This is a genomic window from Streptomyces griseicoloratus (genome assembly GCF_014534645.1).
Taxonomy (GTDB): Bacteria; Actinomycetota; Actinomycetes; order Streptomycetales; family Streptomycetaceae; genus Streptomyces; species Streptomyces griseicoloratus.
This window is the reverse complement of sequence record NZ_JACVQF010000235.1, coordinates 64,571-76,888: the sequence shown is the minus strand read 5'-3', so window position 1 is coordinate 76,888 and position 12,318 is coordinate 64,571. Positions and strand designations below refer to the sequence as shown.

Below are 12,318 nucleotides of genomic sequence, written 5' to 3'. Positions count from 1 at the left end.
CGCAACGAAGCGGAGGTGACCCATGACCGCAGACCAGCAGGAATCCGGTTCCCGGCCCGCGTCCTTCTTCGCCGCCCGGGCGGCACTGACGGCGATCGAGGACGCCGTCCGCACCGCACAGGCACCGCAGTCCGGGCAGCAGCCGGGGACCCAGGCGGGTGCCGAGGTCGGCTCCGAGGACGCACTGGCCGCCCTCCTGCTGCTGCGCAGACTGCGTGACCAGCTCGCCGGCTGGGAGAGCGGACTGATCGAAACCGCCCGTGAGGCCGGCGCCAGCTGGGCCGACCTCGCGCACCCCCTGGGCGTGGCCAGCCGGCAGGCCGCCGAGCGCCGCTATCTGCGGCTGCGTCCGGGCCCTCCCGGCACGACCGGCGAACAGCGGGTACGGGCCACCCGGGACCGCCGCGCCGCCGACCGCGCCGTCACCTCCTGGGCCCGGGGCAACGCCGCCGACCTGCGCAGGCTCGCCGGAGAGATCAGTGCCCTCGCCGACCTGCCGTCCGGACCCCGCGCCTCCCTCGTGCGGGCACTGGGCAGCGACGACGCCGCCCACCTCATCGGCCCCCTGACGGACGCCCGCGACCACCTCACGGCGGCACACTCCGACCTGGCCGACCGCGTCGACACCCTGACCCGCCACACGGACCGCCTCCGCCGAACCGGCCCGAGCGGGAACCGGCGGGAGAGCGGGCACTGACGCGCACCGGGAAGACTTCCGGTTCCGCGCCACAGCGTTCGGCTTTCGGCGTTCGCAGAGGTTCTGGTCCGCGGTCAGGCTGGGCAGCCGAGTCGCGCCCGAAGCGGCCCACGCCGCTCGGGATTCAGCGGCGTGACGGACGAATGACACCTGCTGAGAGCCGGTTGCGCATCGACGTGGGTGGCGCACACGACCGCCGGCCGGGACCGCTTCCGGCCCCGGGCCGCGCCCACCCGCCGACAGGTCGGCGAAGATGGTCGCACAAGCCGTTCCCGCCAGCGAGGAGTGTCCGCCCAGATGGTTACCTCCGCCCCCGGCCCGAGGCCGCCGACGATCGCGGACGTCGCGCGTGCCGCCGGGGTCTCGCGTACGACCGTGTCGCATGCCCTCAACGGGCTCGGCAAGGTCGATCCTCGCACGCGGGAGCGCGTCAGGCGGGTAGCGACGGAACTCGGCTACCGCCCCAATCTCCGGGCCCAGCGGCTGCGGCGCGGGCAGGCGAAGGCCATCGCGCTGGCTTCCTCCATGCCGTTCGCGGTGGCGGGCGGGCCGTCGCGGCTCGGGTTCTACATGGAGGTCGCGGCGGCAGCCGCGGAGAGCGCCCTGCTGCACGACTACGCGCTCGTGCTCGTGCCGCCCGTGCAGTCGGGTTCGGCTCTGTACTCGGTGGACATCGACGGGGCCATCGTGGTGGAGCCGGACGTCGACGACGCGGCGGCGGCCCAGCTGCGCGAGCGGGGGCTGCCGTACGTGACACTCGGCAGGCCGGTCTCGCCCGGCGAGGACGTCCCGTACGTCGACCTGCGCGGCGGCCTGGTAGCGGAACTGCTGCTCAGGCACCTGCACGAGCAGGGTGCCGTACGGCCGGCGCTGATCGTGGGGGCCGGTTCTCGGCACTCCTCCGTCGACGCGGTCGCCGCCTACGAGCGCCTGGCAAAGGAGTACGGCTGGACGCCGATCGTGGTCAGGGTGCCGGAGTCGGGCGGTGAGCAGGCGGGGTACGAGAGGTGCGCCGAGCTGCTCGCCGAGCATCCCGAGGTGGACGCCGTGTGCGCGTTGGTGGACGCCTTCGCGGTGGGCGCCGTCCGGGCGATCCGGGACCGCGGGCGGGCCGTACCGGACGACGTCATGGTCGTCACCCGCTACGACGGCCTGCGCGCCCGCACCTGCGAGCCGCCGCTGACCGCCGTCGACCTGCATCTGGACCGGGCCGCCTCGGACGCGGTGGAGCTGCTGCTGGGACGGCTGCGCGGGGACACCGGCACGCCATCGGTGGCGGTGCCCCCGGAGCCGAGGGTGATCGCCCGGGCGTCGTCGCTGCGGACGGCGCGGACGGCCCGGATGTGAGCCCGGGCCGCCGTCGGCAGAAGCCCGGCGGCAGAACCCGAGCACCACGACCCCGGCGGCAGGGCCCCCGGATCAGAAGCCCAGGATCAGAACCAGCCCGGAGGCCAGTGCGAAGACCAGCACGAACAGGCGCATCCGGCCGGCGTCCAGGCGCTGGTGCACCAGGCGGCTGAGCCACGCGCCGGCGGCGATCGCCGGCAGCAGCGCGACCGCTTGGCCCAGCTCCGCGGCCTGTGCCTTCCCCGTGGCGAACAGCAGTGCCAGGGAGGCGACCTCGCCGACGAGGAAGCAGGCGGCGACGGTGGAGCGCAGCTCGGCGGGCGGGCGGTGCTGGTAGACGAGTGCCAGTGGAGGTCCGCCGACGCCGGTGGCGGTCTCCGTCAGACCGGTCACCGCGCCCGCGCCGACGTAGGCGGCCCGGCCCGGCGTGAAGGCGGGCGCGGCCAGGCTCACGACGGCCGCGAGCACGGTGGCGGCGCCCACGAACACCCCGAGGCTGCGTTCCGGGATCAGCCAGAGCAGCGCCAGCCCGGCCGGGGTGGCGGCGAGCCGCGCCCCGGTGATCCAGCCCGCGCCGCGCAGGTCCAGTGAGGTGCGTTCGCGCCAGGCGACGTACAGGTTGAGCGGGATCATCGACGCCAGGACGAAGACCGGCACCAGGTGGGGGTCGAGGATCCCGGCCACGGGTGCGACGATCAGCGCGAAGCCGAGCCCGCTGCTGCCCTGGACGAACGCGGCCACGGCCACGGTGACGGCGAGGACCGCCAGCATCTGCAACGTCACTGCGCCGTGCTCCCCATCCGTGCCCGGTGCAGGGCCCGCGCCGCGGTCGACGTGGGGTGCACCCGGGTGATGTCCGCCCTGCCGACGGCGGCACGGGCCAGTTCGGCCGCGCGTCGTACCAGCGCGGGCCCGTCCCAGTCGGTCGGCCGGCCCCGCCACATGCGCAGGCGACCGGCGACGAAGACGGCCGTGATCTGGTCCCGGTTGCCGCGCCGTACGAGTTCCCAGGGCAGATCCCGGCTGAGCGCGAGTTCCGGGGTGTCGGTGTCGACGAGGAGGAAATCGGCCGCCATGCCCCGGGCGATGGTGCCGGTGCGGGCGCCGAGCCCGACGGCGTCCGCGCCGCGGCGGGTGGCGTGCTCCAGCCAGGTCCAGCCGGCACCGCACGAGGAGTCGCCGGCGGCCAGTCCGTACGCCAGTCGCTGGGCGAACTCGGCTGCCTCCGCGAGCCGGAAGCCGTCGCCACGGGTGCCGTCGGTGCCGAGCCCGAAGCGGATGCCGCGCTCGGCCATGGCGGTCGCCGGCGCGACCGCGTTGCCCTTCCACGCGCTGGCGACGGGGTTGTAGCTGACGGCGGTTCCCGTGTCGGCGAGCAGGGTCAGCTCGTGCGGCGTGAGGAGCGTGGCGTGTGCGGCGAGCAGCTGCGGGCCGAGCGCGCCGACGTTGTGCAGGTGTTCGAGGGGGCGCAGGCCGTGTCGCACCAGGGAGCGTTCGACGCCGGCGAGGTGCTCGTTGACGTGGATCTGGACGACGGCCCCGGCTTCGGCGCCCAGGCGGGCGGTGGCGTGCAGGGTCCGTTCGGTGGCCGCCTCGGGGATGGAGACGGCGAGGGACGGGTGGACGAGCGGATCGCCGGTGTAACGGGCGAGGTGCTTCTCGGCGTGGTCGAGGACGGCGGCGCCCGGGGTCGCGTCGGCCCGGTCGTCCGTGCCGTCCGCGTCGTTGCAGACGAGTCCGAGGACGCAGCGGATCCCGGCGTCGCGCGCTGCCGAGGCGATCACCTCGACGTCGACGTCCGCGCGTGTGCCTGCGTCGGCGACGGTGGTGAATCCTCCGCGCAGCGCTTCCAGGGCCGCCAGTTTGGCTGCCGTGTAGGCCGATTCCTCGTCCAGCGCGCCCTCCAGCGGAACCCAGACCCGGCGGAAGATCTCCGACGGCTCCCCGAAGGCGAGCGCGGAGCCGAAGCTCTGGGTGAGGTGGTGGTGGGCGTCGACGAAGCCGGGCATCAGCAGGTGACCGGCCAGCCGTACGGCCCGCAACTGCTGGTGTCTGCGCTCCAGTTCGTCCGCCGGTCCGACGTCCTGGAAGCTGCCGCCCTCCACCACGACGGCCCAGCCGTCGGCGGGGCCTTCGGGCAGCAGGACCGCGTCGGGGGCGAGGAGGAGCGGGCCGGTGGCGGCGAGGAGGTCGCGGTCGGGTCGGTTCATCGGTCGCTTCCTGTGCGGGCGGTGGTCGGACGGGCGGCGATGCCCGGCCGGACGTGGTGGAAGAGGACGTTGAGGACGGCGGCGACGAACGCGCCGACGGCGACGCCGCTTTCGAGGAGGATGCGGACGTTCGGCGGGAAGTGGCCGTACACGCCGGGGACGAGGATCGGCAGCAGTCCCAGGGCGAGAGCGACGGCGCAGATGAAGGTGCTGGTGTGCTTGTCGAGGTCGGAGCGGCCGAGCATCTGGATGCCGAGCACGGTGATGACGGCGAAGACGACCATGGCGGTGCCGCCGACGACCGCGGACGGGATCACGCTGATCGCGCGGGTGACGGGTGCGAGAAAGCCGATGAGGACGAGCACGACACCGGCCGCGGCGGTGACGAACCGGCTGCGCACGCCGGTGACCCGGACGATGCCGATGTTCTCCCCGCTGGTGACCATGAGCGGCAGGCCGAAGAAGCCGCCGAAGAGCGAGGTGAGCGCGTCGCCCCGGACGGTCTTCGGCACGTCGGTCCGCTTGTCGATCTCCTTGCCGACGGCCTCGGCGTTGATGACGGTCTGGCCGGTGGCCTCGGCCATGGAGGCCAGGGCGTAGAGCATCAGCGGAAGCGCGGCGAGGAGGTTGAACTCCGGTGCGCCGAAGGGCATCAGCTGCGGCAGGCCGACCAGTTCACCGCCGCCGGCGCGTCCGGCGTCGACCGCGCCGAGCACGGCGGCGAGGGCGGTGCCGGCGAGCAGCCCCAGCATCACGGCGAGTTGGCGCAGGATGCCGGTGAAGAGCAGGTAGAAGACGACGGTGAAGCCGATCGTCGCCATGCCGAGACCGAGGTTGAGCGGTTCGGCGAAGCCGGGCGAGCCGGGGCGTCCGGTGACGAGGACCGCGCCGACCTTCACCAGGTTGACGCCGACGATGACGATCATGGTGCCGATGACGAGGGCGGGGAAGAACCTGAGGAGCCGCGAGAAGACCGGCAGCACGAGGAAGGAGAACACCGCCGTCAGCACCACCGCGCCGCCGGCGGTGCGCAGGCCGTGTTGCTCGGCGATCGCGAGGAACAGGATGAGGGGCGCCCCGCCCGGCAGCATGACGAACGGCAGCCGTGGCCCGAACTTCCAGGGCCCCAGCGACTGGATCAGCGATCCCACGCCGGAGAGCACGAAGGCCGCGGAGAGCAGATCGACGGTGAGGCCGGAATCCAGCCCGAGGGTGGCGCTCATCAGGAAGATCGCCGAGATGGGTGTGGCGGCCATGACGAGGACGTGCTGGATCCCGAAGAGCAGGATCCGTCCCAGGGGACGCGATTCGTCCACGGGGTGGACGCCGGGGCGGTCGCTGTCCCGGGGTCCGGGCCGGACGCCGTCCTCCGGGCCGACCGTCTGCGCCGGGCGGGGGGCGCCGGACGCGGTGGGAGGGGTGGCGGGTTCGTCGCTGGGTTGCGTGGCCGCTCCGCGGCCGGGCGTGGGTGGTTGGCCGGCGCCGGGCCGGCTCTGGTGGGGACTGGACACGTTCGGGCTCCGTTCGGGCGTTTGGCACGCTCGGAAGTTCAGCCGCGATCCGGCCCTGGACGGAGAGCCAAATCGATTTGGCCAAATCGATTTGGCCGTCAGTATGTGAGTCCCCCGGGTCACCGTCAAGGGTGGCTGCGCCTACGGCCCCGCCGTGGCCTCGAAGGGAGCCGTGGCTCCCTTCGAGGAAGCGCTCTTCGGGTACCGGACGAAGAGGACGCCGTGGACCTCGCCGTCCGGTGCGCTGTAGAAGTGCGGGACGTCGGCCGGCCAGTGGGCGTGGCCGCCGGGCCCGGCCGTCTGCGGCGCGTCCGGCAGGCCGACGACCGCCGTTCCGGAGAGCACCATCAGGCTCTCCGTCGTGTGCGGGACGTGCGCGGCCGACTCCTGGGTCGCGCCCTCGGCGATGGTGACGCGGAAGACGTCGGTGGCCGCGCCCTCGTCCTCGTACCGCTCCAGGAGGACCGCGGTCACGGCGCTGCCGGAGACCCCGCCCGCGCCCGCCGCGGCGCCGGGCGCCGGGTCGTCGAGGACGGCGCTGAGCGGGCGGCCGAGCGCGGTGGTCAGGGCGTAGAGCGTCTCCAGGGTGGGATTGCGCCGGCCCGTCTCGAGTTCCGAGAGCGTGCCCTTGCCGACGCCCGAGCGGCGTGAGAGCTCGGACAGGGACAGGCCGCTGTCCTGCCGCAGCCGTTTCAGCCTGCGCCCCACCTCGTCGTTCAGACCCATCCGCCCGGTTCCGTCCGTTTCCGCGCCCACCGGCGCTTTGACGTGCCGCCGCCTGCGTCCTTAGTGTTCCACAAACAGAACGTTCCGTTTACGGAACGCCCCTGGAACCCGAACCTGCTCTCCCACCCACTCCGGAAGTGATGCCCGCATGTCCCCGCTCGCCCGCATACGCGCCACCGCACCGCCCTCGGCCGTGGCGGCGGGGCTCATCGCTGTCACCGTCGGCGTGACCAGTGCCGCCGCCCTCGTGTTCACCGCGGCGCGGGCCGCGGGGGCGGACGCCCGGGAGGTGTCTTCATGGATGCTGGCGCTCGGCGTCGGGATCGCCGTGACCTGCGCGGGTCTGTCGCTGCGGTACAAGGCCCCCGTCGTCACGTCCTGGTCGACGCCGGGAGCCGCGCTCCTCGCCACGAGCCTGAGCGGGGTGTCCATGGCGAAGGCCGTGGGCGCGTTCGTGTTCTGCGCCGCACTGATCATGGTGAGCGGTCTGACGGGATGGTTCGCGCGGATCATGGACCGGATCCCGGTGCCGCTGGCGTCGGCGCTGCTCGGCGGTGTGCTGCTCGAGTTCGGGACGGGGCTATTTTCCCAGATGGGCGGCAGTTTCGCGATCGCGTTTCCGGTGTTCGTGCTGTATCTCGTCGCACGTCGGCTGCTGCCCCGGTACGCCGTCGTCGTCGCGCTCGGCGGCGGAGTCGCCGCCTCCGTCCTCACCGGGGGCTGGCATCTGGAACGGGTCCGGCTGTCGCTCGCGCAGCCGGTGTTCACGGCTCCCGAGTTCGACTGGAAGGTGCTGATCAGCGTCGGCGTGCCGCTGTTCGTCGTCACCATGGCCTCGCAGAATCTGCCCGGGGTCGCCGTGCTGCGCGCCTCCGGCTACGAGGTGCCCGTCTCGCCCGTCCTGACGTGGACGGGTGCCGTGCAGGCGGTGCTCGCGCCGTTCGGGGCGTTCGGCCTCAACCTGGCGGCGATGACCGCCGCGATCTGCACCGGCGACGGGGCCCATCCCGACCGGCAGCGGCGCTATCTCGCGGCCGTGTGGGCGGGCGTCTTCTACCTGTGCGTCGGTCTGCTCGGCGCGACCGTGGCCTCGCTGCTCACCGCGATGCCCCACGCGCTCGTCCTGGCCGTCGCCGGGGTCGGTCTGCTCGCCACGATCGAGGCGTCCCTGGCCAGTGCCCTGTCGGACCCCGCGTCCAGGGAGGCGGCCGTCGTCACCTTCCTCGCCACGGCCTCCGGTGTGACGCTGCTCGGCGTCGGGTCCGCGTTCTGGGGGCTGCTCGCGGGCGTGCTCACCAGCGTCATCGCGTCGGCGGGACGGCGGCGCCGAGCCATCGCATCAGCGCCCGCGCCCCGATCCGAAGCGCCGGGTGCCGACACGCCGCTGCTGGACGCCGTCGAGGAGGCACCGGCGGGAGGTCGCTGATCGCGTCGCGCGATGACCGAACACGCCTACGTGGACCGGGAGTACGGCCCGGCGCTCACCCCGGTGGCCCGGCCTGGCTGTGCGAGTCCGGCGTCGTCGGCGACCGCCCGGCCGGCTTCCCCGCCGCCCCCCGACATCCGGTCCTGCCGGGAGGGGTCGAGCACCGCCCGCACCTGACGGGCGGCCCGGCGGCGCTGTCCGGCACCCGGTCGACGCCGGCCGCCCGCCGCGACGACGCCCGCGTCATCGTCGTCACCGCGGCGGCGCTGCGGGAGTGGCTGCGCCTGCCGGAGGAGGTGCCGGCGCCGGTCGCGGCATGACGGCGGCGGCGTCGGCGGGCGGACGGCGCGGGCCGGCGGCCCTGGGGCTCGGACGGCCCCGGCGGCACGGCGCAGGCGCGCGGGCAGCGGAGGAGTTGAGCGCCGGTGCGCGCCGCCCCGCCCGGCGCCTCTAGCGCGGCACCTGCACCACGCACGTCCCGCAGATCCGGTCGTGCCAGGCGCGCATGGTGCCGTGCGGGTCGCGGCGCGCCTGCACATAGCTCCAGAAGACGCCCCCGGTCACGAAGTTGCCGAAGAAGTCGCGGATGCGCTGCCTGACGGCGTTCACCGGCTGCCCGGTACGGACGTCCAGGACGACGATCCCCGCCAGCTGGCGGCCGAAGCTGGTCTTCCCCCAGGCGCGCCGCCCGGTGATCCGCATGGCCAGCAGGTCGTAGCCGACGAAGCCCATCCACAGGCTGGTGCCCCAGCACAGCATCTGCGTGAGCGGCTCGGCGGACAGGGCCGCGCCTGCGGCGCCGGTGGCCACTCCGCACAGCTGGCTGACAACCTTGCAGACGACGTCGACGGAGCGGGCTCTGATCCGCTGCCCCGGTGTGGCGACCGCGAACGTCCCCGTGGGCAGATGGACAACTCCTCTTGCTGCATTGGTCATTGGGCATCCCCTCGCCGTCTCTCACGGACAAGCTAGACAACCCGGCGGCTCTGTCGACGGCAAAGGCCGGGACCGCCCGGAAAACGCCCGGACCCCGCCCGGCCGCCGGACGGGGTCCGCCCGGGGCACACGGTTGGATGACTGGGTGGGAACGGGTTGTGGCGCTGCGTGATGCGGTGACAATCTTTCGTCGCATGACGCCCTCGCCCCTGCCTGACCACACATCGGTTCTCGGGGAGGTGAGGGACGTGCGGCGAGCCGGCCTGCTGCGGCTGCGCGCGCTGGAGCTGCCGTCGCTCACCCGGCTGGCCGCGGCCCGGTTCCCCGGCTCGGCCGGGGAGGCGCGGATCGCGGCGGTGGAGCGCCTGCTTCGGCTCGCGGTGGCGCGGCTGGGCGGCGGGGTGCTCCAGGAAGCCGCCGAGTACAGCCTCGGACTGGCGCCCGGGACCCGGGACTGGCCCCCGGCGGACCGGCGCCGGCGGGCAGCGGAGATTTACGGGGTCAGCGTCGAGCGGTTCCGCAAGAGCGCGGAGCTGAGGGTGCTGGGGGACGTCGCCGAGCAGGTGCTGCGGCTGGCCGGCGAGGCGGCTCCACCCTCGTCGCCCTGGGAGGCCGGGTCCGTACCGCCGGACGCCGCGCCGGCAACGACCGGGGAGGCCGGGCCCGCTCCGGCCTGGGACGCCGCGTCTGTGGTCCCCGGGCTGCCCGCGCTTTCCCCGCTCGCCGGGCGGGCGGCCGTGCCGCCCGCGCCGCGCTCCCCCGGCGGCCCCGCTCCCCGCCGCACCCACCGGGTGCTGCGGCTGTCCGTCGCCGGCCGACCGGTCGCGGTGACCCTGCACGTCCATCCGGTTGATCTGCTGCGGGACGTGGACGTGGTGGTGTCCCCGTCGAATGTGTACTTCGCGCTCCCCGAGCCGTACAAGGCGTCGGTCTCGGCCTCGCTGCGGCGCGCGGGCGCACTGCGCGGCCCCACCGGGGAGCTCATCGAGGACCGGATCCACGACGAGCTGCGTGGGTGGCTGGCCAGGCACGGCGCCGCGCACCGGCCGGTGCTGACCGGCACCGTGGTCCCTACGGACTCCGGCGCGTTGCGGGGCCAGGGCGTGCGCCGGATCTACCACGCGGCCGTGGCCGTCCCCAGGCCCGGTACCAACGACTACGACGTCCTGCCCGCCGACGTCACCCGCGCCGCGGCGCGGGCGCTCGCCCTGCTCGGCGAGGAGAGCGACCGCTTCGACCCCCCGCTGACCTCCGTGTGCTTCCCGCTTCTGGGCTCCGGGCGCGGGGGGCTGCCGCACGCGGCGAGCATCGCCGCCGTGTGGGCCGCCGTGGAGGCGGAGTGGGCGCGCGGTGCCCGCTGGGAGATCCATCTGGTGGTTCGCGCTCCCTCGCGGGCGCAGTTGGTGGAGCGGCTGCTGGGCGGCGGCGAGCACGGCGGGACGGGACGCGGCCACCGCCACGGCCGTGGCGACGAGGGCGGTCGCGTCGGCGGCGCCCGTGGCGGAGACGACGCGATACGGGCCGGTGACGCCCTGTCCCCGAGGAGGCACCCATGAAGCCGGCTGATCCGGACGAACTCGGCGCGGGACGCACCCGCCCCGGCGGCGACGGCGGCACCGGGCCCGACACCGCCGCCGCGGCGCTCGCGCACCGCGCGCTGGGTGCCCTGGCCGCCCTGGCCGCCCGCTGGGACGAGTTCTCCGGTCTTCTCCCGCCCCGCGCGCGGCGGGAGTTGAGGGGCCTGCTGGACGCGTTCCGGACCGCGGAGCCGCGCGGCGTGGAGCAGGCGCGGATCGCCGCGCGGGCCACCGAGGCCGTGCTGGCGGCGCTGCCGCCGGACGCGGCGGAGCGGCTGCGCCGGGACACCGGTGTCACCGCTGGGGAACCGGCCGGCGACGGGACGCGGTTGGTGCCCTCGCCGTCCGCCGCGCTGTCCGGCGGCTACAGCGCGCTCGACCTGTGCCTGCTGGTGGTGGACCGCAATCCGATGGTGGGCCCGCGGCTGGGCCCGGTGCGCCGCCGGCTGCTGGCCGCGCCGGCGCTGTCCGCGACCGAGGTGGCAGACAGCGGCAACGGCACCCGGGCCGCAGATGCCCGGGGCGCCGGCGCCGGGACCGAGGACACCCAAGGCGAGGACACCCGGGACGAGGACACCCAAGGCGAGGACACCCGAGACGAGGGCACCCGCGCCGCGGACTCCCCGGCCGAGGGCAGCCGGACCAAGGACACCCGCGCCCTGGACTCCCCGGCCGAGGGCAGCCGGACCAAGGACACCCGCGCCCTGGACTCCCCGGCCGAGGGCAGCCGGACCAAGGGCACCCGCGCCGTGGACTCCCCGGCCGAGGGCGCCAGGTCCCCGGGCGCACGGGGCGTGGGTGCCGGAACGGAAGGTCCCGGGAGCGAGGGCTCCGGAACCACCGGGGTCGAGGGCCCCGGGGCCGAGGGAGCACGGGACGTAGACGCCGGCGGGCGCTCCCCGCGCGGGCTGATCGCGCTGACGGACGACGGCGGGCAGACCGTCTTCCCCGCCTTCCAGTTCGCGGCGGGCACCACGCCCTGGCCGGTGGTGCTGGAGGTCAACGCCGTGCTGGAGGCCGAGGCCGACCCATGGGGCGCGGCCGACTGGTGGCTGTCCCCGCACACCTGGTGGGGCGCGCCGCCCGCCGGGCTGCTCGGGCGGGGCCGAGACGCCGAACTGCGCGCCGCCGCACGGGCGGTGGCCGCTCCGGAGGGTTGGTGACGCCGTGCCCAACTACCCGCCGCCCGCCGCACTCCCCCGCACCCCGACGAAGGCCACCCTGCCCGCGGGCACACCGGTGTACCGGGTGCACGGCTCGCACCGCTCCGCCACGGAGTTCAAGGCCGTGCCCTCCCCCGCCTTCTACGAGGGCGGGCGCTTCGACAGCACCCCGTACCACCCCTACGGCTTCCTCTACCTGGGGTTCGGCGTCGGCGCGGCGGTCAGCGAAGTGCTGCTGCGCGACATGCCGTTCGACGGCACCGGCGCCTGGCGGGTGCTGCCGCGCGTCCGCACCGCGCGGCTGTGCCTGTCGTTCCTGCGGCTGGCCGCCGACCTGGAGCTGGTGTCGCTGATGTCGGGCGCCGATCTGGCCGCCGTCGGCCAGGACTCGTGGCTGATCCACGCGGACAGCCGGGAGTATCCGCAGACCCGGGACTGGGGCCACTGGATCCGGGAGCGGACCGGCCCGTGGGCGCAGGGCTTCGTCTGGCCGTCCAAGCGGGAGCCCGCCGACCGGGTCGCGGTGCTGTTCGAGGACCGCTGCCCGGTGCCCCCGCTGGAGCCCGCCGGGCCCCCGCCCGTCACCTTCGGCACCGAGGACGGCGAGCGCTGGCTGAACGGCGTACTGGCGCCGTACTGCGCCACGGTGGCGCCCCGGCCGGGGGCGCCCGAGCACGAGGAATCACTGGCGGCCACGGGATCGCCGGAGTACCGGGGAGGGTGAG

Annotated in this window: 11 protein-coding genes; 6 read left to right on the top strand and 5 right to left on the bottom strand. The window is 74.8% G+C overall.

Features of this window, described 5'->3' with window-relative positions:
- Positions 1–22 precede the first annotated feature (22 nt).
- Positions 23–697, top strand: a complete 675-nt coding sequence (locus tag H0H10_RS36125; RefSeq protein ID WP_188185421.1) for a type III effector protein — start codon at positions 23–25, stop codon at positions 695–697.
- A 297-nt stretch (positions 698–994) separates the two neighbouring features.
- Positions 995–2,044, top strand: a complete 1,050-nt coding sequence (locus tag H0H10_RS36120; protein WP_188185420.1) for a LacI family DNA-binding transcriptional regulator — start codon at positions 995–997, stop codon at positions 2,042–2,044.
- Positions 2,045–2,116: 72 nt separating this feature from the next.
- On the opposite strand, the gene H0H10_RS36115 is transcribed toward H0H10_RS36120, so the two are convergent.
- The 4 genes from H0H10_RS36115 to H0H10_RS36100 form a co-directional block, all read right to left on the bottom strand.
- A complete protein-coding gene (locus H0H10_RS36115; protein ID WP_223180984.1) occupies positions 2,117–2,815 on the bottom strand; it encodes a TSUP family transporter in 699 nt (232 codons plus the stop codon).
- Positions 2,816–2,823: 8 nt separating this feature from the next.
- Positions 2,824–4,254 (bottom strand): amidohydrolase family protein, encoded by a 1,431-nt coding sequence (locus tag H0H10_RS36110; protein ID WP_188185418.1) that lies wholly within the window; start codon positions 4,252–4,254, stop codon positions 2,824–2,826.
- Positions 4,251–5,570 (bottom strand): uracil-xanthine permease family protein, encoded by a 1,320-nt coding sequence (locus H0H10_RS36105; protein ID WP_188185621.1) that lies wholly within the window; start codon positions 5,568–5,570, stop codon positions 4,251–4,253. The genes H0H10_RS36110 and H0H10_RS36105 overlap by 4 nt, the downstream gene beginning before the upstream one ends.
- Before the next feature lie 336 nt (positions 5,571–5,906).
- On the bottom strand, positions 5,907–6,491 hold the full coding sequence (locus tag H0H10_RS36100; protein ID WP_188185417.1) for a helix-turn-helix domain-containing protein: 585 nt from the start codon (positions 6,489–6,491) through the stop codon (positions 5,907–5,909).
- Between the two features lie 148 nt (positions 6,492–6,639).
- Between H0H10_RS36100 and H0H10_RS36095 the strand changes: the two genes are divergently transcribed.
- Entirely contained in the window at positions 6,640–7,917 is a 1,278-nt protein-coding gene (locus H0H10_RS36095) for a benzoate/H(+) symporter BenE family transporter (RefSeq protein WP_188185416.1), read from the top strand.
- A gap of 450 nt (positions 7,918–8,367) precedes the next feature.
- On the opposite strand, the gene H0H10_RS36090 is transcribed toward H0H10_RS36095, so the two are convergent.
- On the bottom strand, positions 8,368–8,853 hold the full coding sequence (locus H0H10_RS36090) for an RDD family protein (RefSeq protein WP_188185415.1): 486 nt from the start codon (positions 8,851–8,853) through the stop codon (positions 8,368–8,370).
- Positions 8,854–9,047: 194 nt separating this feature from the next.
- On the opposite strand from H0H10_RS36090, the gene H0H10_RS36085 reads away from it, so the two are divergent.
- From H0H10_RS36085 to H0H10_RS36075, 3 genes are read left to right on the top strand one after another with little or no spacing between them, the layout of a single operon-like run.
- The gene (locus tag H0H10_RS36085; RefSeq protein ID WP_223180959.1) at positions 9,048–10,409 is read left to right on the top strand and encodes a hypothetical protein; all 1,362 of its coding nucleotides are present in this window, start codon (positions 9,048–9,050) and stop codon (positions 10,407–10,409) included.
- Positions 10,406–11,593: a hypothetical protein gene (locus H0H10_RS40840; RefSeq protein ID WP_188185414.1), complete on the top strand. Its 1,188-nt coding sequence runs from the start codon at positions 10,406–10,408 to the stop codon at positions 11,591–11,593. Before H0H10_RS36085 ends, H0H10_RS40840 begins: the two co-directional genes overlap by 4 nt.
- 4 nt (positions 11,594–11,597) lie before the next feature.
- Positions 11,598–12,317 carry an RES family NAD+ phosphorylase gene (locus tag H0H10_RS36075; RefSeq protein ID WP_188185413.1) on the top strand — a complete coding sequence of 240 codons (720 nt, stop codon included), beginning with the start codon at positions 11,598–11,600 and terminating at the stop codon, positions 12,315–12,317.
- The last annotated feature ends 1 nt before the right edge of the window (position 12,318 follow it).